At 40.5% G+C, this 21,789-nt stretch carries 15 protein-coding genes; 11 read left to right on the forward strand and 4 right to left on the reverse strand.

Translation table 11 applies throughout. The annotated features are described in order from the left end of the window. Positions 1 to 52 precede the first annotated feature (52 nt). The 5 genes from AC4IFO_RS16255 (at position 53) to aceK (ending at position 7,196) form a co-directional block, all read left to right on the forward strand. Entirely contained in the window at positions 53 to 175 is a 123-nt protein-coding gene (locus tag AC4IFO_RS16255; RefSeq protein WP_490735905.1) for a hypothetical protein, read from the forward strand. A 929-nt stretch (positions 176 to 1,104) separates the two neighbouring features. Next, on the forward strand, positions 1,105 to 2,034 hold the full coding sequence (gene metA / locus AC4IFO_RS16260; RefSeq protein ID WP_490735908.1) for a homoserine O-succinyltransferase MetA: 930 nt from the start codon (positions 1,105 to 1,107) through the stop codon (positions 2,032 to 2,034). Between the two features lie 365 nt (positions 2,035 to 2,399). Further along, positions 2,400 to 3,998 carry a malate synthase A gene (aceB, locus tag AC4IFO_RS16265; protein WP_490735910.1) on the forward strand — a complete coding sequence of 533 codons (1,599 nt, stop codon included), beginning with the start codon at positions 2,400 to 2,402 and terminating at the stop codon, positions 3,996 to 3,998. 56 nt (positions 3,999 to 4,054) lie between these two features. Further along, entirely contained in the window at positions 4,055 to 5,362 is a 1,308-nt protein-coding gene (gene aceA, locus AC4IFO_RS16270) for an isocitrate lyase (protein WP_490735912.1), read from the forward strand. A 94-nt stretch (positions 5,363 to 5,456) separates the two neighbouring features. Further along, entirely contained in the window at positions 5,457 to 7,196 is a 1,740-nt protein-coding gene (gene aceK, locus AC4IFO_RS16275; protein ID WP_490735914.1) for a bifunctional isocitrate dehydrogenase kinase/phosphatase, read from the forward strand. Between the two features lie 66 nt (positions 7,197 to 7,262). Here aceK and AC4IFO_RS16280 read toward each other — a convergent pair whose 3' ends face one another. Further along, positions 7,263 to 7,904: a bifunctional 4-hydroxy-2-oxoglutarate aldolase/2-dehydro-3-deoxy-phosphogluconate aldolase gene (locus tag AC4IFO_RS16280; protein ID WP_490735916.1), complete on the reverse strand. Its 642-nt coding sequence runs from the start codon at positions 7,902 to 7,904 to the stop codon at positions 7,263 to 7,265. Positions 7,905 to 7,931: 27 nt separating this feature from the next. After that, positions 7,932 to 9,782, reverse strand: coding sequence for a phosphogluconate dehydratase (gene edd / locus AC4IFO_RS16285; RefSeq protein ID WP_490735918.1), 1,851 nt, complete (start codon positions 9,780 to 9,782; stop codon positions 7,932 to 7,934). Between the two features lie 295 nt (positions 9,783 to 10,077). Between edd and AC4IFO_RS16290 the strand changes: the two genes are divergently transcribed. From AC4IFO_RS16290 to AC4IFO_RS16300, 3 genes are all read left to right on the forward strand, one after another. Then, positions 10,078 to 10,896, forward strand: coding sequence for an N-acetylmuramoyl-L-alanine amidase-like domain-containing protein (locus tag AC4IFO_RS16290; RefSeq protein ID WP_490735920.1), 819 nt, complete (start codon positions 10,078 to 10,080; stop codon positions 10,894 to 10,896). Between the two features lie 428 nt (positions 10,897 to 11,324). Continuing rightward, a complete protein-coding gene (locus AC4IFO_RS16295; protein WP_490735922.1) occupies positions 11,325 to 11,594 on the forward strand; it encodes a helix-turn-helix domain-containing protein in 270 nt (89 codons plus the stop codon). A 573-nt stretch (positions 11,595 to 12,167) separates the two neighbouring features. Further along, positions 12,168 to 13,061, forward strand: a complete 894-nt coding sequence (locus tag AC4IFO_RS16300) for an N-acetylmuramoyl-L-alanine amidase (RefSeq protein ID WP_490735924.1) — start codon at positions 12,168 to 12,170, stop codon at positions 13,059 to 13,061. Between the two features lie 81 nt (positions 13,062 to 13,142). On the opposite strand, the gene iclR is transcribed toward AC4IFO_RS16300, so the two are convergent. Continuing rightward, entirely contained in the window at positions 13,143 to 13,973 is an 831-nt protein-coding gene (iclR, locus tag AC4IFO_RS16305; RefSeq protein WP_490735926.1) for a glyoxylate bypass operon transcriptional repressor IclR, read from the reverse strand. Between the two features lie 206 nt (positions 13,974 to 14,179). Here iclR and metH point away from each other — a divergent pair, with 206 nt between their 5' ends. The 3 genes from metH (at position 14,180) to AC4IFO_RS16320 (ending at position 20,165) form a co-directional block, all read left to right on the forward strand. Next, on the forward strand, positions 14,180 to 17,863 hold the full coding sequence (gene metH / locus AC4IFO_RS16310) for a methionine synthase (RefSeq protein WP_490735928.1): 3,684 nt from the start codon (positions 14,180 to 14,182) through the stop codon (positions 17,861 to 17,863). A 67-nt stretch (positions 17,864 to 17,930) separates the two neighbouring features. Continuing rightward, positions 17,931 to 18,521, forward strand: a complete 591-nt coding sequence (locus AC4IFO_RS16315) for a hypothetical protein (protein WP_369511339.1) — start codon at positions 17,931 to 17,933, stop codon at positions 18,519 to 18,521. Between the two features lie 174 nt (positions 18,522 to 18,695). Then, the gene (locus AC4IFO_RS16320; RefSeq protein ID WP_490735930.1) at positions 18,696 to 20,165 is read left to right on the forward strand and encodes a tetratricopeptide repeat protein; all 1,470 of its coding nucleotides are present in this window, start codon (positions 18,696 to 18,698) and stop codon (positions 20,163 to 20,165) included. A 61-nt stretch (positions 20,166 to 20,226) separates the two neighbouring features. On the opposite strand, the gene lysC is transcribed toward AC4IFO_RS16320, so the two are convergent. Further along, the gene (gene lysC / locus AC4IFO_RS16325; RefSeq protein ID WP_490735932.1) at positions 20,227 to 21,603 is read right to left on the reverse strand and encodes a lysine-sensitive aspartokinase 3; all 1,377 of its coding nucleotides are present in this window, start codon (positions 21,601 to 21,603) and stop codon (positions 20,227 to 20,229) included. Between the last annotated feature and the right edge of the window lie 186 nt (positions 21,604 to 21,789).

Consider the following 21,789-nt stretch of genomic DNA (forward strand, 5'->3'; position numbering starts at 1 on the left):
CCATGTGAGAGTAGGGAACTGCCAGACATTAAATTAGTGAGAAAGCCACCCAATGGGTGGCTTTTTTGCGTTTGGGGGAAACGGGAAGTGGCGCAATTACGGTGGTGTGCTTCGTTTTGTTAACCCTGCCCACTATTTTTTATGGCTGAAAGAGGAAGCGGCTCAAATGCCATAAGTTAATCAATGATCCACTTAGCAATTAACTTATTTATCTAGGGATCTTTTTATCATCATTAATCAATAATCGGCTAAGCAATTATCGGGAGTACTACGATTTTCATCATGTTAGTTCCGATCATAGCCTCTTTTCCTACCCAAAATCGCCCTTTGTCTTTTTAGCGTTGGTAAGGCCTGAAGATGAAGCGATAAAGCCTCTCGTTAGTTAATCATAAGCCAATCAGTAGTTCACTTGGCAATTAACTTATTTATCTAGGGATTTTTTTCATTGTTAATCAATAATCCGCTTGGCAATTAACAGGTGTTTTATCTCTTTTCTTATCGTATCAGTTCTCTTTATTGCGACTTTTAGCACCTCATTAGGTAAGAGTGGCTGTTAGTTACAAACACTGCTTCTTGATAGAGACACTAATTTATTAATTTTATTCGTATTGTGTTGACTGTACCTAGTTATGAAGCTGATTATCATTCTTTATAGATACTTACAAGTTATCCAACTCATCCTATCTGTCTTACCTATTTCTATTGAAGTATTTGATTTTGGTAGCTTACTTGGACTAATGGATAATTTTTGATTTGGTAGATTTAACGTTTCAATATGGAAATAGAGTTAAGAGATATAAAACATAGTTGCTAAGTTAGGATAAGCCATAGATATAAATTAGAGAAAAGGCGATTGAATTAGTTCTAATTTATATCAAAAATATATAAGTTAAATGTGCATCTATAAAATGATATGAGTAAATAAAAAATATATAAAATCAGTAGATTACATGTGAGTTATATTTGAAAAGGACTCATGGCAAGCGGCTTTGCATGAAATTATTTCAATCACTCTTGAAATACTCGACAAGGTGCGTAACATTGGTTAGATTATTTAGCATTCTAGAAGTCTAAACGTATAAAAGTATAAAAAGGGGATGAACGATGCCAATTCGTTTACCAGACGAGTTACCTGCAGTGAATTTCTTACGAGAAGAAAATGTTTTTGTCATGACAACGACAAGAGCTAGCCTTCAGGAGATCCGTCCCTTGAAAGTATTGATATTGAATTTGATGCCAAAAAAAATAGAAACTGAAAACCAGTTTTTAAGACTTCTATCAAATACGCCTCTACAGGTCGATATCCAACTCTTAAGAATCGACCAAAGAGAATCTAAAAATACACCAACAGAACATTTGAATAATTTTTATTGTGATTTTGAGGATATCAAAGAGCAAAACTTTGATGGCTTAATTGTCACTGGAGCCCCTTTGGGCTTAGTTGAATTTGATGATGTCTGTTATTGGAGCCAAATAGAAAAAGTAATTGCATGGGCTAAAGAGCATGTAACCTCAACACTTTTCGTTTGTTGGGCGGTACAGGCTGCTTTAAAAGTGCTTTATGATTTACCAAAATGGACACGTAAGGAAAAACTTTCGGGTGTTTATCAGCATGATACGTTAGAGCCACATGCATTATTAACTCGAGGATTTGATGCCTCATTTTATGCACCTCATTCACGATATGCTGATTTTCCGGAGGACCTTATCCGTGAGCATACAGACTTAGAAATATTAGCGAGTTCTGAAGAGGCTGGAGCTTATTTATTTGGCTCTAAAGATAAACGTCTCGCCTTTGTTACAGGTCACCCTGAATACGATAAAGATACACTAGCTCAAGAGTACTGGCGTGACTTTGATGCAGGACTTTCGCCAGAGATCCCATGTAATTATTTTAAAAATAATGATCCAACTAACCCGCCTTTGATCAGTTGGCGCAGTCATGGACATCTACTTTTTTCAAATTGGTTGAATTATTATGTGTACCAGATCACACCTTTCGATCTTAGCCACATGGAACCGACACTAGACTAAAAAAGAACCTTTATTTTGCTGATATTTTAATAATCATTGAAGATATGGGGTTTTACTTATTATCTTGGAATTAAATTCCGATTTAAAAATCTTTTTCAGTATAAAAGCAGCTACTCAGTGGCTGCTTTTTTTGTTTTTCAGACAAACTACTTTAACGAAAAAATGTTTAGTAATTGCTTGATTTAACGGCTATTTAACATATTTCATTTTGATAATGAAAATCAAAACTTAAAAAATTGCTTATTAAAAATATATATCTATCATGGTGTTAAGTGGTTATTTTATTAAAATGGAAATCGTTTTTGATTTATTTTTATTTTGATCTTAAGCTTAATTCATAACCCGATATGAATGAGGACTGATCAATGGAACATCAATTATTAGCATCAGATTTAATATTTACTAAAGAAATACCTCATCAAGATTATAGAGTATTACATAATGATTCTATTGAATTTATTTCTCATTTAGTTGAGGTTTTTTTACCTCGCAGAAATCAATTGCTGCAAGAAAGGTTAGAAAGACAGGCTAAGATTGATGCTGGCAAATTACCGAGTTTTATTTTGGAATCGAATTCCATAAAAAATAGCGATTGGAAAATACAAAACATCCCAGAGGACTTACGTGATCGTCGGGTTGAAATTACTGGCCCTGTTGAACGCAAGATGGTTATTAATGCTTTGAACTCTAACGTTAAAGTTTTTATGGCTGATTTTGAAGATTCTCTTTCCCCTTCTTGGGAAAAGTTAATTGATGGGCAAATCAACTTAAGTGATGCCATTAATGGGGATATTTCTTATACCAATGAAAACGGCAAAGTTTATCAACTGAAATCAGACCCTGCTGTGCTGATTGCCCGTGTTAGAGGTTTACACCTTGACGAAAAGCACGTGTTATTTGGTGGAACACCAATCCCTGGTGGGTTATTTGATTTTGCACTCTATTTTTTCAACAACTACCAAGCCTTGTTAAAAAAAGGCAGTGGCCCTTATTTCTACATTCCAAAATTAGAGTCTTGGCAGGAAGCAAAATGGTGGAGCGATGTATTTAGCACAGCCGAAGATTTTGTAGGATTACCTCGCGGAACAATTAAGGCAACTGTTTTGATTGAAACATTGCCTGCGGTATTCCAAATGGACGAGATTCTTTACCACATGCGCCACCATATTGTTGGCTTAAATTGTGGTCGTTGGGATTATATCTTTAGCTATATCAAAACATTAAAGGAGCACTCTGACCGAGTGTTACCTGACCGCCAGATTGTCACCATGACACAAGAGTTTCTAAGTGCGTATTCTCGTTTATTAATTAAGACATGCCATCATCGTGGTGCATTTGCGATGGGAGGGATGTCTGCATTTATTCCAAGTAAAGATGAAGAAGAAAATCGGACGATTTTAGCCAAGGTAAGGGCTGATAAAGAGCTAGAGGCAAAAAATGGTCATGATGGTTCATGGGTCGCACACCCAGGTTTAGCAGATGTTGTCATGGAGGTTTTCGATAAAGCACTTGGTGAGCGGGCAAATCAACTGGATGTGTCGCGCGACTTTGACTCTGAAATCACAGCTGAACAACTTTTAACACCCTGCTCTGGTGAAAGAACTGAAGCTGGAATGAGAGCAAATATCCGTGTTGCGGTGCAGTATATCGAAGCTTGGATATCCGGTAATGGTTGTGTCCCTATTTATGGGTTAATGGAGGATGCGGCAACGGCTGAAATTTCAAGAACCTCTATATGGCAATGGATAAGACACGGTAAGTCTTTATCAAACGGTGAAAAGGTGACCAAAGTCCTTTTCGAAGAAATGCTAGATGAAGAGCTTCAAGTTATTCAAAAAGAACTGGGCGATAAACGCTTTCAGAGTGGACGCTTTAGGGAGGCTGCAGACTTAATGAGACGTATCACAACCCAAGATGAGCTCATTGAGTTTTTGACTATCCCTGGATACCAATTATTAGACTAACAATAGCAAACATCACATTCGATAAACCCTACATATTCTTATAAAGGAAGTGGATCATGACGACATCGCGCTTAGAGCAAATTGCCCAATTAGAAAATGAATGGAAAAAACCACGTTGGAAAGGTATTACACGCCCATATTCGGCGGAAGAAGTCATTAAGCTACGTGGTTCAGTCAACCTTGAACATACATTAGCACGTAAAGGCGCTGAACGTTTTTGGGATCAGCTACACGGAAAATCCAAAAAGGGTTATGTTAATGCGCTCGGCGCATTAACGGGTGGGCAAGCTTTGCAGCAAGCAAAGGCAGGTATTGAAGCGATTTATTTGTCAGGCTGGCAGGTTGCTGCGGATGCTAATACCGCTTCGAGCATGTATCCGGACCAATCACTTTATCCTGTTGATTCAGTTCCTTCGGTTGTTCAGAAAATTAATAATACCTTTCGCCGAGCTGATCAAATTCAATGGGCAAATGGGATTGGGCCAGATAATAAAGAATACATTGATTTCTTTTTACCCATTGTTGCGGATGCGGAGGCAGGTTTTGGTGGCGTGCTAAACGCCTTTGAATTAATGAAAAATATGATAGAGGCAGGTGCTGCTGCGGTACACTTTGAAGATCAACTTGCGGCGGTAAAAAAATGTGGACATATGGGGGGCAAAGTTTTAGTGCCAACTCAAGAAGCTATCCAAAAATTGGTTGCTGCTCGATTAGCGGCGGATGTGTCTGGTGTGCCGACTATCTTAATTGCTCGTACGGATGCGGATGCTGCTGATCTTCTGACTTCAGATTGTGATGACTATGATGCAGACTTTGTGACGGGAGAGCGTACCTCTGAAGGCTTTTTCCGTACCCATGCTGGTATCGATCAAGCGATCAGCCGTGGTTTGGCCTATGCACCCTACGCTGACCTTGTTTGGTGTGAAACATCGAAACCTGATTTAGAAGCGGCAAGGCAGTTTGCAGATGCAATCCATGCGAAATACCCAGGCAAATTGCTGGCTTATAATTGCTCTCCGTCGTTTAACTGGAAGAAGAATTTAGATGATGCCACGATTGCTCGATTCCAAGATGAACTTGCTGCTATGGGGTATCGCTTCCAGTTTATTACATTAGCGGGTATCCACAGTATGTGGTTTAACATGTTTGACCTCGCTCACTCTTATGCACAAGGCGAGGGTATGCGCCATTATGTAGAAAAAGTTCAGGAGTGTGAATTTGCTGCGATGGATAAGGGGTATACCTTCTCTTCACATCAACAAGAAGTGGGTACGGGGTACTTTGATAAAGTAACAACAGTTATCCAAGGGGGAACTTCTTCAGTAACCGCTTTAACGGGGTCAACAGAAGAAGAACAATTCTAGTCAATATTTCCTTTATTCGGTGTCTCTGTTTATTTGATGTATCGGTTAACTTTCAGGCACGTAAGTGCCTGTTTTTTATTAAATGGGAGCAAATATGATACTGACAACTGAACAGGTCATCGCCCAGACAATCTTGCAGGGGTTTGATGCACAATATGGACGTTTCCTTGAAATAACATCTGGAGCTCAAGAGCGGTTTGAGCAAGCCGATTGGCATGCCATACAATCAGCAATGAAGCAGCGTATTCAACTTTATGACCACCATGTTGGCTTAGTGGTAGCTCAGTTGCAATTTATGGGGTTAGTACAATCATTAACTCCTGATAAATTGGCGTCAATTAAGCATGTTTATAAAACATTACTGCCTGATTATCCGCGGTTTGAAATTGCAGAAAGTTTTTTTAACTCTGTATATTGTCGATTATTTCAGCATAGAGAACTGACCCAAGATAACTTATTTATCTTCACCTCTCAGCCCATGAGGCGTTTTTCGACGTCCCCGCGGCCTCTCTCGCGAGAATATCAGGTGGAAGGCAATTTAGCGCCTTTACTATTCTCTATTTTAAGTGGGCTACCTTTAAGGTTGCCTTGGAGAGATTTAAATTTTGATATTCAATGCATTATAGAAACTCTGCAATATCGCTTTTTACATATTAATACGCAAAAATGTAGAGTACATATTGCAAATGAACTGTTTTACCGCAATAAGGCAGCTTGGTTGGTAGGCAAAATTTACATTGATGATGAAGTGTACCCTTTTTTATTGCCAATTCATCACGATGATAATCATAAAATATATATTGATACTTGTTTAACTACATTTGATGAGGCGAGCATCGTGTTTGGTTTTGCACGTTCTTATTTTATGGTATATGCCCCTTTTCCCGCCGCATTGGTGTTTTGGTTAAGAGAAATACTACCAAGTAAGTCAATTGCTGAACTTTATATGGCTATCGGGTGCCAAAAACATGGGAAAACTGAATATTATAGGGAGTATTTAGCCTATATTAACTTTGCTAGAGAACAATTTACCATTGCGCCTGGGGTTAAAGGCATGGTGATGTTAGTGTTCACTGCACCCGCTTTTGATCGTGTATTTAAAATCATTAAAGATACATTTGCCCCTCAAAAAAATGTGACAAAAGAAAGAGTTCAAGAGTGTTATCGGATTGTCAAAGAACACGACCGAGTAGGGCGAATGGCAGATACGCAAGAGTTTGAAAACTTTGTGATAAATAAAAGTGCCGTGAGTCACGAATTGATGATGGCGTTATTAAACGAGGCACCATCACAAATTGAGGATCTGGGCGATAAGATATTAATTCGCCATTTATATATGGAAAGAAAGATGGTGCCGCTGAATATCTATATGGATAACGCAAATAGCGAGCAGCTAAATAATGCATTGAATGAATACGGGTGGGCAATTAAACAGTTAGCAGCAGCAAATATTTTTCCGGGTGATATGCTTTTTAAAAACTTCGGAGTGACGCGGCATGGGCGAGTTGTATTTTATGACTATGACGAAATTTGTTATATGACAGAGGTAAATTTTCGCCATATACCAGAGGCGCTGTACCCCGAGCAGGAATTATCTGGGGAGCCTTGGTATAGCATAGGGGAGCATGATGTTTTCCCTGAAGAATTTGCGTCATTTATTTGCCAAAATTCACAGATTCGACATTATTTACAGCAACATCATGGGGATTTATTTTCAGCGGATTATTGGCAAAAACTGCAAAAACGCATTTTGGATGGTTATGTCGAAGATGTTTATGCATACCGTGAAGAATTACGTTTCTGTCACCAATTTAATGGGGTGGCGTTGTGTTAACTTATTAAATTATAAAGGTAACTTAAGTGGGTTAATGGCTCGGTTATCGCCGAGCCGCTAACGATTTTAAGCTTTTGCGCCTTGCACTGCTTCTTGAGCTAACTGTGTGATCTTTTCGTAGTTACCCGAATTTAGCGCATCTTCAGGCACTAGCCATGATCCACCAATACAAAGTACGCTATCTAGCGCCAGATATTCACGATAGTTAGCTAATGATATTCCACCCGTAGGGCAGAATTTCACTTGCGAAAATGGGCCTGCAATCGCTTTTAATGCCTTCACGCCACCATTCGCTTCTGCGGGGAAAAACTTGAATTCTTTCAAGCCATAATTCATACCAAGCATCAATTCAGATACAGTCGAAATACCTGGAATTAAAGGAATATTTCCTTGAACTGCGGCAGCTAATAGTTCGTCGGTCAATCCTGGGCTGATAGCAAATTGAGCGCCAGCTTGGGAAACTTCCGTAAGCTGTTTTGCATTAATGACTGTACCAGCTCCGACAATGGCTTCTGGAACTTCTTGGGCAATTAAACGGATTGCATCAATTGCACACTCAGTTCTTAAAGTCACCTCTAACACTTTGATACCACCTTCAACGAGGGCTTTTGCTAGAGGCACGGCTTGTTCTAGTTTTTTGACAACAATGACTGGAACCACAGGACTTTGCTTTAGAACGGTTTCAGCTGTCATTTTCCAATTCTTCATATTTTATTCCCATTCAATAAAAATAGTTTAGAAATCAATGCTACAAGCGCCTTGTTCAGCATCCGATAAGTTACGTCTCAGTGCACCAAAAAGCTCTCTTCCACAACCAATGTGCTCGGAACTTAGGTTTGGCTTATAGGACTGGCGTTGGGAGAGTTCTTTGTCATCAACAAGGAGTTGCAATTCGCCAGTTATTGCGTCCACTCTGATCATATCGCCATCTTTGACTTTTGAGAGCAGGCCACCATTATAAGCTTCAGGGGTCACGTGGATAGCTGAAGGGACTTTACCTGATGCCCCCGATAGTCGGCCATCAGTCACGAGGGCAACTTTATAGCCTTTATCCATCAGTACGCCAAGTGGCGGCATTAGTTTATGGAGTTCTGGCATACCATTAGCAGAGGGCCCTTGAAAACGCACAACAATAATACAATCACGATTTAGTTCACCGGATTCAAATTGTGCGGCAATATCATTTTGATTATCAAAAACCACAGCAGGTGCTTCAATAATTTGGTTTTTTTCAGGAACGGCTGATGTCTTCATCATTGCACGACCTAAGTTACCTGATAATAGCTTAGTTCCACCATGGTGAGAGAATGGTTTTTCTATTGGAGCAATCACTTCAGGATTAAATGAATCTTTAGAGCCTTCTCGCCATTCTAGCTGCCCATCATTTAGCCAAGGCTCTAAGGTATAACGAGAAAGACCAAAGCCTGCGACCGTATTTACATTTTCGTGTAGCAGCCCTTTTTGTAGTAGCTGATAAATGAGCAACGGGACACCGCCTGCGGCTTGGAACTGGTTAATATCTGCTTGCCCATTTGGGTAGATACGGCAAATTAACGGGACGATTGCAGATAGGTCGGAAAAATCATCCCAATTGATGATAATCCCTGCAGCTCGAGCAATAGCAACTAGGTGCATGGTGAGGTTTGTTGAACCACCAGTCGCAAGTAAGGCAACAATTCCATTCACGATGACTTTTTCATCAACCAACTGCCCGATCGGCAAGTATTGGCCTGATTGCTCAGTTAGTCGAGTAATTTGCCGTGCAGCTGCATTGGTTAAAGCATCACGCAGAGGCGTTTCTGGGGGAACAAAGGATGCGCCTGGCAAATGTAAGCCCATGACCTCCATAACCATTTGATTCGAATTGGCTGTTCCATAAAAAGTACAGGTTCCAATGCCATGGTATGAGGCTGATTCTGCTTCTAATAATTCGTTTCGGCCTACTTTTCCTTCCACATATAATTGGCGAATACGTACTTTTTCTTTATTGGGCAGCCCTGTAGACATGGGACCTGCGGGAACAAAAATGGCGGGAAGGTGGCCAAATGATAGGGCGCCAAGCATTAATCCTGGAACAATTTTATCGCAAATACCTAAATATAAAGCACCATCAAACATATTATGAGATAAACCAATCGCTGTAGACATTGCAATAACATCACGGCTGAGCATCGATAATTCCATGCCGTCTTGTCCTTGAGTCACACCATCACACATGGCGGGAACTCCAGCCGCAACTTGCCCAATAGAGCCAGCTTCGAGTAAAGCTTTTTTTAATTGCTCAGGGTATTTATCGTATGGACGATGGGCTGACAACATGTCGTTATAGGCGTTAATAATCGCAATATCAGTACGAGTCATGCTTTTTAGTATTTGTTTTTCTTCTGTTTGGCAGGCAGCAAAACCATGAGCAAGATTACCACAAGCTAAGGAAGCACGGTGAACAGTGGTACTACGTGCATATTCAATTCGGTTTAAATAGGCGGCGCGTGTTTTTGCGGATCGCAAAATAATACGTTGAGTGATCTGTGCTAAGCCACTATGGATAGCAGGTGGTGTTGTCATTTCAGAGATCTTTTTGCTCATGATAATTGCTCCAGAAGAGAGAAAAACATCATATTTTCTGCTTCGTTTCAGGGTATTCCTTGATGGACTGACTTTTTTATATTCCTATGCCCTTCTTATGTTACCGGTAACATTGTTGAATGAAATTGCCTAACTTGCAATCGTCAAAATTGAGATTCAGCATTAACTGTGATCTGAATCAAAATTACAATATGGGATCATCTGTACGGAAAAAATACAAATGACATGCTATAGTGAGGTAAATAAAGCCGTTTTTTGTAGAGTTAATATCATTCTAGGGTTATAGATTTAAAAGATGGATCATAAAAATTGCAGGCATGTTGGAATGCTAAAGTGGATTATTATTAGCGTAATTCTGTTATTTGTACCGATTACTTATGGGAAGGTAGAACTCACCGCTGGTTCATATACTATTTTAATGAATATACTCAGCCAGCAGAGCTTATTTGATAAGCAAGAAGAAAAAACAGAAGTGATCACTCGCTCTTTATTGGGAACACCGTATAACAAACATACATTAAATCATTCTCAACTCTCGGCGGAAACATTAATTATTAATTTAAAATCAATGGATTGTATGACTTTCATTGAATACACAGAGGCTTTTAAACGTTCGAAAAATTACGAACAATTTATCGCCAATTTAGCGAAAATTCGCTATACAGATCAAGATATTCAGTTTACAAACAGGCGACATTTTTTTTCTGATTGGGCTCAAAGCCCTAATCCACTTGTGTTGGATATTACAACACAAATCAGCCCCCATGCTGTATCTGTAAATAAAAAACTAAACTTCAAAAATGATACGAGTTTATTTATTTCTGGTTTGCCAATAAAAGATAGATTAATCAGCTATATACCAGTGAGTTATATCGATGATAAGCTGATCTTAAATCTAAAAACGGGTGATTATATTGGGGTTTATTCTAAGCACAGTGGGCTAGATGTATCCCATGTTGGCATTGTGATCCGTCAGAATGACACCGTTTTATTTAGGAATGCATCATCACTAAAAGGAAACTTAAAGGTTAGTGATAGTGAGTTGCGCAGTTACTTGAATGGGAAATTAGGCATCGTTGTTTTTAGAACAAATTTTGATAACGGACTAAATTAAAAATAATTTGATTTTTTACTCTGAATATTTAGCCTAAATAAAGGATAATCTGACTTAGATTAGGTTATTTGTAGCGTATTTAGCTTTGTTTTTAAAAACAAAAATAAAAAATAATATAAATTAGAATCTTATTTTTATTAGTTTCTAATTATTACTAGTAACATTTAAAGTGTAAAAGGATATTAAATTATCGATTTGATCAATAAAATATCACAATGTAATTTAATTTTATTGGATTTAAAAAAACTTTTATAAAGCAATGGATTGCTTTATAAATAATACCAAGGTCTCTTTTTTTTGTATATAAAAAATGCGTTTGCCTATCGATTTATAATGTTTTGATTGTTCATAACTATTTTAAATGTATCTAATTAATTTTATAATGATTAATACTAGCTAAATTTTATTTTCTTATTTAGGAGATGGTTATGCATATCGTTAACAAGAAAAATATTTATGCATTATTAGGAAATCATTTACGAAAAGCTAGAGTGAGCAAGGGGTTATCTGGGAATGAGCTAGGTTCAATTATTCAGTTAAGCCAGCAACAAGTGTCTCGTTATGAGTTAGGGATTAACAAATTAAGTTTAGATAAATTAATTGAAATTGTCATTTTTTTAGATATTGATATTAATGAAATTACTAAATTGATCATTAAGCAGGTTGAATATGAAAAAAAGGAGTTGATACCGAGTTAAAAACTTTTTATGAGGTTTTAATAAATTTTCATGATTAATCTGCTGTACTAAAAAGTGATTCAACCTACAGGGAACTAATTTTTCATTTATTGCGCTGCCGAATAAAAATAATGGATTATACTTACTATTATAAGTATCGTTATGATGATAAATTCTTAAGAGTGAAAAATATTTAAGTCTATTTTGCACAACTATAATTAATTGAATTAATATTTTTTCAAATGAAAACGATTAATATTTTCTTAATAAATTTTTGTGTTTTTATTTAATTATCTAAGTGGGTGTCAATAAGCGCCTATTTGTAAAAGAGCTACGGTAGTTGATGAAAAGCTTTTTTGTTTCATTTTTGAACTAAAAAACGCGTTATAGTATGAAAACTAAGCTTACTTATTTTTTCTGTAAAGGATAGGAAGGAATAGGTAAGCTTTAAAAAATGAACCTATGCTAATTTATATTACCTACAATTTTTTTGTTCAGTTCTACTGTAGAAAAGCAGCACGGTTTCTATAGTGTTATCGATAACCTTGTGTTTAAATATGCAACACACTACAGGTAGGATAAGGCTAAGTTTTGATGTTGAAACATATAGGGATATTTCTCATTTTCTTACTTGTTGGGTGTACTGCCCCTACGTCAAATAATGGTTATTACGTCGATAAGCGTTACCCTTCCCAAAATAGCAGTGAACGCATTCAGTATGTTATTTTGCACTATACTGTGTCTGATGATGATCATTCTATTAAAATATTGACGAAAGGTAAGGTCAGCTCCCATTACTTAATTCCCAGCCACCCAGATTATAAAGATAGAAAACCGATTGTATTACAACTTGTTCCTGAGGAATTAAAGGCTTGGCATGCGGGTGATAGCCGTTGGCTTTACCATACTAGCCTGAATGATTCCTCAATAGGAATTGAAATTGTGAATGCGGGTTTCCAAGGCGAGAAAAAAGGGGCTAAAGGCTGGCCTGAGTTTAATGAATCGCAAATCACCGCTTTAATTCCGCTACTAAAAGATATTATGCAGCGGTATAACATTCCTCCCGAAAATATTATCGGTCACAGTGATATTGCCCCGCTACGTAAGCAAGACCCCGGCAAGGCATTTCCATGGCAACGCCTTTCACAACAAGGTATTGGTGCTTGGCCAGATCCTAAAACCGTCAATAAGTATCTTGCAGGACGTAATGTGAATGAACCTGCAAATATACTGCGTATTCAAAAAGCACTGAAGTTTTATGGGTATTCGGGTATCCCGCTATCAGGTCAGTTGGATGTACAAACGAAAAAAACCTTACGTGCATTTCAATTACACTTCAGGCCGCGGGATATTGAGGGCTTAGCAGATGCAGAAACAGAAGCTATTGCCCTTTCATTGATTGAAAAGTATCGCGATATGTCAAAATTTAAAGTCTTTGAGCGAACAAAGCAGTTAGAACATGCCCCGGCTAACCAGCAAGGGGATTAATTTTTAAATTCCCTTTGTTTTTTATTGTATTACTAATCAAAAGTGCGGGTTTCCCCGCATTTTGTGCTTTTAGAAGCGAACTTACTGGTTTGCGCCATACTCTCGGCTAATTTCTTTCGCTGCTTTAATGACCATCGCCCCTAACTCTGTAATTCGGTCATCAGTGATACGAGATAATGGCCCAGAGATAGATATCGCGGCAAAAGCCTCTTTGTGTTCATCATAAATACAGGCACCAATACACCTTAAACCCAAGGCATGCTCTTCATCATCATAAGAAAACCCTTGCTTCTTGGCTTGTTGTAAATTTTCTTTTAATGCAGAAGGATTGGTTAAGGTAAAAGGGGTATAAGCATGTAACCCTTTACGGCTTAAAAGTGGGATGAGTTTGTCTTCAGGTAAATTAGCGATAAACGCTTTACCTGCGCCAGAAGCATGTAAAGGGAGTTTGCCTCCAATTGGTGCGGACATACGCATTAATGCATTACATTGTACTTGGTCGACAATAACGGCATCGTACTCAGTGTGGTCAAGAATTGCTAAATTGACGGTTTCACCAGACTCATCCATTAAACGACGTAATATTGGGTGAACCAATGCTAATAAATTACGACTTTCTAAGAAACTACTGCCAATAATAAAGGCATTGGAAGCAATAACCCACAAGCCTAAATCACCCGTTTGGCGTACAAAGCCATGTTGTTCTAAGGTCATTAATAGCCGGTGTGTTGTTGAGTTAGGTAAACCCGCTTGCAATGCGAGGTCTGTTAAAGCGATGCCGCCAGTGGATTCAGAAATATATTCCAACAGTGTGAGCCCACGGCTTAATGATTGGACTTGTCCTGCTGCGGTTGCACCACTTGCTGGCCCTTTTGCTTTTTTAAGTTTTTTTGTAATTGGTGCCGTTGCCATTAAGCCTCTCCTGACTGTAATGAAATTTGATTCTATTATGAACTAACTGAGCTGAAAATACTCATCGGATCAGTGAGAAAGTGATCGTTAAATAACCTGAGAAACTCTCATCATAACAGTGAATTTCAAACACAAAAGTTATGGTAGGATGTTAAGTGTAAAAATTTGACTTATTTCTCAGTGTTTCCGATCAGGAGGGCAGTGCAGTGTCCGAAAAAGTGAATCAATTAGAACAAGAATTAAAAAAACGTATATTGGTATTAGATGGTGCGATGGGGACAATGATCCAGCAGCACAAACTCACAGAAGAGCAGTTTCGTGGTGAACGTTTTGCGGATTGGCCTAGTGACCTGAAAGGCAACAATGACCTCTTAGTCCTCACACAGCCTGAAATTATTCGAGAAATACATAGTCAATATTTTGAAGCGGGCGCAGATATTGTTGAAACCAACACATTTAACTCCACCTCTATTGCGATGGCGGATTATAAAATGGAAGCGCTTTCCGCAGAAATTAATGAAGTCGCTGCACGTATTGCCCGTGAATGTGCCGATGAATGGACACGTAAAACCCCAGAAAAACCGCGTTATGTTGCTGGGGTGCTAGGGCCGACCAATCGTACCGCATCGATTTCCCCTGATGTGAACGATCCTGCATTTCGTAATATCACGTTTGATCAACTGGTTGACGCTTATCGAGAATCCACGCGATCACTCGTGAAAGGCGGGGTTGATCTGATCATGATCGAAACCATTTTCGATACGTTGAATGCTAAAGCCGCCATTTTTGCAGTAGAAACGGAACTTGAAGCGCTCAACGTTTCATTGCCTGTTATGATCTCAGGTACGATAACGGACGCTTCTGGTAGAACGTTGTCTGGGCAAACAACGGAAGCTTTTTATAACTCATTGCGCCATGCACAACCAATATCATTTGGACTGAATTGTGCATTGGGGCCTGATGAATTACGCCAATACATTGCAGAGCTATCACGCATTGCCGAATGTTATGTGAGTGCTCACCCTAATGCAGGGCTGCCAAATGCTTTTGGTGAGTATGACCTCGATGCGCAAAATATGGCGCAGCAAATCCAAGAATGGGCAAAAGCGGGTTTCTTGAATATTGTCGGTGGGTGTTGTGGGACAACGCCGCTGCATATTCGCAAAATGGCAGAGGCTGTTGAAGGGATAGCGCCGCGCCAACGACCTAATTTGCCAGTCGAATGCCGTCTTTCAGGTTTAGAGCCACTGAATATTGGGGCGAAATCGTTGTTTGTGAACGTAGGGGAAAGAACAAACGTTACAGGTTCGGCCAAATTCAAGCGATTGATTAAAGAAGAGAACTACCAAGAAGCTTTAGATGTTGCTCGCCAGCAAGTCGAAAGTGGTGCACAAGTCATTGATATTAACATGGACGAAGGCATGTTGGACTCCCATTCGGCCATGGTACGTTTTCTTAATCTGATCGCGGGGGAGCCTGATATTGCCCGTGTACCAATCATGATCGACTCCTCAAAGTGGGAGGTTATCGAAGCAGGCCTTAAGTGCATACAAGGCAAAGGTATTGTGAACTCCATTTCAATGAAAGAAGGGGTTGAGGCCTTTGTTGAACACGCCAAATTATTGCGCAAATACGGCGCTGCTGTTGTTGTCATGGCATTTGATGAGGTCGGTCAGGCTGATACTCGCGAACGGAAAATTGAAATTTGCCGCCGTGCTTACCAAATTTTGACAGAAGAGGTTGGCTTCCCTCCCGAAGACATTATTTTTGACCCCAATATTTTTGCTGTTGCGACAGGAATTGAAGAACACAATAATTATGCCGTTGATTTTATTGAGGTCTGTAAGGATATTAAAGATCAACTCCCTCATGCGATGATCTCTGGTGGTGTTTCCAACGTTTCTTTTTCGTTTAGAGGAAATGATCCTGTTCGTGAGGCGATCCACGCCGTGTTCCTGTATTACGCGATCCGTAATGGTATGGATATGGGGATCGTCAACGCGGGGCAATTAGCCATTTATGACGACCTGCCTGCACAGCTAAAAGATGCCGTCGAAGATGTAATTTTAAACCGCCGTGATGATAGCACCGAACGTTTGTTGGAACTGGCTGAAAAATATCGCGGTTCAGGTTCAGTTGAGCAACAAGTTCAACAGGCGGAATGGCGCAGTTGGGAGGTGGAAAAACGCTTAGAATATGCCCTAGTGAAAGGCATTACCGAATTTATTATTCCAGATACCGAAGAAACACGCCAACGTGCATCGAGCCCAATTGAAGTGATTGAAGGGCCATTAATGAACGGCATGAACGTGGTCGGAGACTTGTTTGGTGAAGGAAAAATGTTCTTACCACAGGTGGTGAAATCGGCTCGTGTGATGAAACAAGCGGTCGCTTATTTAGAACCGTATATTCAAGAGCTTAAACAATCAGGTAGCAGCTCAGGTAAAGTGCTGTTAGCGACAGTTAAAGGGGATGTTCACGACATCGGTAAAAACATTGTTGGTGTTGTTTTACAGTGTAATAACTATGAAATCATTGACTTAGGTGTGATGGTGCCATGCGAAACCATTTTAAAAACGGCGCGTGAGCAAAATGTCGATATTATCGGTCTGTCTGGTTTGATAACGCCATCCCTTGATGAAATGGTGCACGTAGCAAAAGAGATGGAAAGACAAGGTTTTACGCTGCCATTATTGATTGGTGGTGCGACAACTTCGAAAGCACACACAGCAGTGAAAATTGAGCCGAATTACAGTGGGCCAACGACCTATGTACAGAACGCATCACGCACTGTAGGCGTCGTCGCTGCACTGTTATCTGAAACACAAAAGGCGGATTTCGTGGCGCGTACACGTCGTGAATATGACACAGTACGTTTGCAACATGGTAGAAGACGGCCGAAAACACCCCCAGTTGCACTGGATATTGCACGCGCAAATGCGGTGAATATTGATTGGCAAGCTTATCCGCCACCTGTGCCAAAATTTCTCGGTGTTCAAGAAGTTAGCGCCTCGATAACAACATTACGTGAGTATATCGATTGGACGCCATTTTTCATGACATGGTCTTTAGCGGGTAAATATCCGCGTATTTTAGACGATGAAGTCGTGGGCACTGAAGCACGTAAGTTATTGAATGATGCTAATGAGATGTTAGATAAGCTCGAGGATGAGCGCTTACTGACACCAAAAGGTATTTTTGGCTTATTCCCAGCTAATCGTGTTGGTGATGACGTTGAAGTCTATACTGATGAAACGCGTAAGCATGTGAAAGTGCTGAGTTTGAACCTACGCCAGCAAACCTTAAAGACGGATTTTCCGAACTATTGTTTATCGGATTTTGTGGCGCCAAAAGATAGTGGTAAAGCCGATTATATTGGGGCGTTTGCTGTGACTGGTGGCCTCGAAGAGGATGCGCTGGCGGACGAGTACGAAAAACAGCATGATGACTATAATAAAATCATGGTCAAAGCGCTGGCGGATAGGCTAGCAGAAGCCTTTGCAGAATATTTGCACCAGCAAGTGCGCACCCAGTATTGGGGTTATGCAGCAGATGAAAACTTGAGTAATGAAGAGCTGATCCGCGAAAATTACCAAGGTATCCGCCCTGCACCGGGGTATCCAGCTTGCCCTGAGCACACCGAAAAAGAAAAAATTTGGCAGTTGCTAGACGTTGAAAACCAAGTGGGGATGAAGCTGACAAGCTCCTATGCGATGTGGCCAGGAGCCGCGGTATCGGGATGGTATTTTAGTCACCCAGACAGTAAATATTTTGCTGTGGCACAGCTGCAAAAAGACCAAATAGAGGACTATTCGCAGCGTAAAGGGATGTCGGTGACGGAACTGGAACGTTGGTTAGCGCCTAATTTAGGGTATGACCCCGAAGATTGATGAAACAGCGTATTGATTTTTCAGGCGTTCGGCACCATCTTATGGGTAAAGACATTAAAGGGGTCCAATGATGAGCTATGAATTTATTATTGAAAATGAACTGCCGCAATCGGTGGCATTTCCTTATCAGATCCAAAACAGTGCGGCGCCTGACACTTTTCTTATGAGCGAAGATGCGGTCAGTGCCATGATGAGTATTTTACAAATCATGGATAAACTCGATACCGATGAGTCCCTTGATGAGCACTGTTTTAACCAAATCTGGTTAAAAAGCGAGTTAACACCCGCCCGTGCAGAAGAAATTTATTTGTTTCTAGAAGAGCGTCTAGCCGTCGAGCCAGTACCTTCGCAAGAAGAAATTGCTGCATTTCATCAAGCGCAAGTAGATGAAAACAAACTACTATCGCAAGAAAGTAGCAAAGAAGGCATGATCCCTGTCCATAAGTTTTCCACTAATGATGGTTGGTTGGTCACGACCAAAGAGTGTGAGTGGATAGCAGAGGTTTTTGCTCCCGAGTTGGTGAGTGAAAACCACTTTGTGGTATCGCAAATTTCAGAATTGTGCAAAATTAGCCATCAAAAGCTGGAACATTTACTGATTGAATGGGGTAAGTTCAACTTATTCGCCAGCAAACATGGTGGTTACCGCGTTAATTAAGCCTTTAATTGTTTAATCTCGGATTTAGGTGATGGTCGTTCAGCAAGACATGAACATCACCTAAATTTTTCGCCGAAATTCCTTTCTAATCGCGTTTTTTCAGCTTGTATCCCTTATGGATTTCCTATCGGAATGTTATGTTAATGATATAACGCCAATGAATGGGTAATGGTGATGAAATTACGGTATTTATTTCTAGCAGTCTGTTTGAGTGCAGCATCTGTGGCTCAAGCCACTTCTGAAGCGCCTTCCACCAAAAATAAGCCAGCTGAAACGACGGGGCAGACTAACGATGTCGTGCTTCCAGATGATTTTAAAGCAAAATTAAAATCAGCCAAGGAAGGGGATGTTGATGCGATGGTGGATGTCGGGCTGGCCTATATGGAAGGGACCGGTTTTTTACAGGTTAATGATAAAGAGGCTTATCGTTGGTTTAAAAAGGTCTCTGATTTAGATAATACTGATGGGGATTATTACCTCGGTATGTTGTTACAAAACCAAGAGGAATATAAACAAGCGGAGCGTTGGTATCGCCGTGGTGCAGAAAAAGGTGATGCGTATTGCCAATATGCGTTGGGCTATTTTTATGAACACGGACTCGGCGTCACACAAAACTTTAAGAAAGCCAAAGTGTGGTATTCCGAAGCCGCAGAGCAAGAACATGCCAATGCACAATTTGCCATGGGGCTTTTTTACCATGACGGCCTTGGTGGGAACGTGGATTATGAAAAAGCTCGTGAATGGTATGAGCGAAGTGCTGTCAACAATATTGCCGCCGCAGTCAACAACCTTGCTGTGATGTATGAAAATGGCGAAGGTGTTGAAAAAGATGACGAAACCGCTATTTATTTATATCGCCAAGCGGCCAATATGGGCTCTGCGATTGCGCAAAATAATATGGGTGATTTTTACCATCAAGGCCATCTACTTATCGAAAAAAATGGCTACCAAGCAATGTACTGGTATAAACGAGCAGCGCAGCAAAATAATGTCGATGCGCAACTGGCTATCGCAAATGCCTATGAGTCAGGCGATGGTGTAGGGAAAGATTTAGCGGAGGCATTTGTTTGGTACGAGCGTGCTGCGCAAAATGAGTCGCTGGATGCGGGTATGAAAGTGGCTGAATTTTATGAAAAAGGGTTAGGCGGTATTGCGAAAAATCCAGCTAAAGCCATCGAACTCTATAAAGCATTAGCCAAGGATGAGGCTAATGATGCGCAAATTAAATTGGCGAAGATGTATGTTGCTGGTGAATTAAATGATGTGGATATCAAGGATATCGTCAATTGGTTGCAGCTGGCGGAAGATGATAGCCTTGACGCGAAAAACCAATTAGCGATTTTCTATTTAACAGGGACTGGCGTTGCACAGAATTCACAAAAAGCACGCCAGCTTCTAGAAAAAGTCGCGTTTAAGAAAAATAGTGATGCACAAAATAACTTAGCGGTGATGTACGCTCGCGGTGAAGGTGGGGAGAAAAATATTTTCCGCTCCGTGATGTGGTTTGAGCGAGCCGCAGAACTCGGGAATGAAACGGCAAAACGTAATTTGGCACTTTTGCAGAATAATAAAGAGGTTAAAGCCTCGATGCTGCGTTATACCGATAACATCAGTCAGTCGATGGAAAATGCGAAAAAGCGTTAAATGCTCAATGAAAAGGCGATCATGAAGATCGCCTTTTATTTTTGGGAATGGGAGGTGTGAATTATTCGAACAAATTACTGTGTAATGTCCGAACGATATCTTCCGCATCATTACCCGGAACCAGTAGGCAGATATTGTGACTGCTAGCACCGTAGCTGATCATGCGAATATTGAAAGACTCTAATGCCCCGAAAATTTGTTTTCCAAGGCCATTCACTTGCGATAACTCGTTACCGATAATTGCCACTAACGCTAAGTTCTCTTCAACTTCGACGCGGCATAACGCAGACAGCTCAGTCATCAATGCGTTGGTTAATAAGCTACCATTGGTGCCTGTCGATCCTGTCGTATCAAGTGTGAGCGCAACACTGACTTCTGAGGTGGTAATTAAGTCTACAGAAATATTGTGGCGTAATAAAATGGTAAAAATTTCAGCCAAGAAACCACGTGCATGCAGCATTTTCAGGCTGTGTAGCGTTAATAACGTTTGTTTGCGACGCAATGCTAATGCTCTGAATTGCGGTGGGTTAGTGGTTTTGTCACTAACAATGGTTCCACCGGCTTCTGGGTCTTTACTCGAGCCTACAAACACGGGAATACCGGCACGTACCGCGGGAAGCAAGGTGGCTGGGTGCAGAATTTTAGCCCCAAAAGTTGCCATTTCCGCCGCTTCATCAAAGGCGATTTCATCGATACGCTGTGCGTTTGGCACAACGCGCGGGTCAGTGCTGTAGATACCAGGAACATCTGTCCAAATATCCACTCGGGATAAATTCAGTACCTCAGCTAATAGCGCTGCCGTATAGTCACTGCCACCGCGGCCCAGTGTGGTTGTACGGCCTTTTTCATCGCGGCCAATAAAGCCTTGTGTAATCACGACTGACTCAGCTAAGCGAGGGTGTAAATGTTGCTCGGCAAGGGCTTTTAACTGATCGAGATCAGGCTCTGCACGGCCAAAGCTGTCATTGGTTCTCATCACTTTACGCACATCAAACCATTGTGAGTTGGCACTGCGCTGGCGTAAAACTTCGACAAAAAGCAGTGTCGACATTAATTCCCCATGACTGACCATTTCATCAGTCAATGCATCAGAGGTGGCGAGAGAGGCGGAATCCGCTAAATGGGCAATATTATCCAGTAAGCGATTGATCTCTTCACGAATAACGTCAGCGGTCTGTAGGTTATCAATAATCGCATATTGAATATCTTTAACCTTTTGTAGCAGCTCATTGCGTTTATCAGCGTCACAACCCTCAGCCAATTCAATCAGTAAGTTAGTAATGCCTGCGGAGGCGGAAAGAACCACAACGCGCACGTTGGGGTTGGAAAGAACAATGTTTGCACTGTTGTTCATTGCCTCAAAGTTCGCGACACTGGTGCCACCAAATTTTGCAATAACAAACTGATTGTTGTCTGACGAAGACGCTACGATATTCATGGTGTCAATCCCTTTGGTTAAACCTAAACTTTATATAGATTTATCGGGTAAATAGAAGCGCGTCAATCAAGAATCGAAGCAAATCAGTAATTCTAATGATGGGGGATTTATTATCGGTTTTCTCAATATACTCAATATACTCGTCATCCATCGAGCTGCATGGGTGTTGACTGCGTTCAGATAGCC

This window comes from Providencia sp. UF-224, from assembly GCF_058245955.1.

Excerpts from the sequence above, each read along its gene's own strand:
- AC4IFO_RS16290 (WP_490735920.1), top strand. The coding sequence starts at position 10,078 with ATGGATCATAAAAATTGCAGGCATGTTGGAATGCTAAAGTGGATTATT.
- AC4IFO_RS16280 (WP_490735916.1), bottom strand. The coding sequence starts at position 7,904 with ATGAAGAATTGGAAAATGACAGCTGAAACCGTTCTAAAGCAAAGTCCT.
- iclR (WP_490735926.1), bottom strand. The coding sequence starts at position 13,973 with ATGGCAACGGCACCAATTACAAAAAAACTTAAAAAAGCAAAAGGGCCA.
- lysC (WP_490735932.1), bottom strand. The coding sequence starts at position 21,603 with ATGAATATCGTAGCGTCTTCGTCAGACAACAATCAGTTTGTTATTGCA.
- aceB (WP_490735910.1), top strand. The coding sequence starts at position 2,400 with ATGGAACATCAATTATTAGCATCAGATTTAATATTTACTAAAGAAATA.
- AC4IFO_RS16320 (WP_490735930.1), top strand. The coding sequence starts at position 18,696 with ATGAAATTACGGTATTTATTTCTAGCAGTCTGTTTGAGTGCAGCATCT.
- AC4IFO_RS16295 (WP_490735922.1), top strand. The coding sequence starts at position 11,325 with ATGCATATCGTTAACAAGAAAAATATTTATGCATTATTAGGAAATCAT.
- aceK (WP_490735914.1), top strand. The coding sequence starts at position 5,457 with ATGATACTGACAACTGAACAGGTCATCGCCCAGACAATCTTGCAGGGG.
- aceA (WP_490735912.1), top strand. The coding sequence starts at position 4,055 with ATGACGACATCGCGCTTAGAGCAAATTGCCCAATTAGAAAATGAATGG.
- metA (WP_490735908.1), top strand. The coding sequence starts at position 1,105 with ATGCCAATTCGTTTACCAGACGAGTTACCTGCAGTGAATTTCTTACGA.
- AC4IFO_RS16315 (WP_369511339.1), top strand. The coding sequence starts at position 17,931 with ATGATGAGCTATGAATTTATTATTGAAAATGAACTGCCGCAATCGGTG.
- AC4IFO_RS16255 (WP_490735905.1), top strand. The coding sequence starts at position 53 with ATGGGTGGCTTTTTTGCGTTTGGGGGAAACGGGAAGTGGCGCAATTAC.
- AC4IFO_RS16300 (WP_490735924.1), top strand. The coding sequence starts at position 12,168 with ATGTTGAAACATATAGGGATATTTCTCATTTTCTTACTTGTTGGGTGT.
- edd (WP_490735918.1), bottom strand. The coding sequence starts at position 9,782 with ATGAGCAAAAAGATCTCTGAAATGACAACACCACCTGCTATCCATAGT.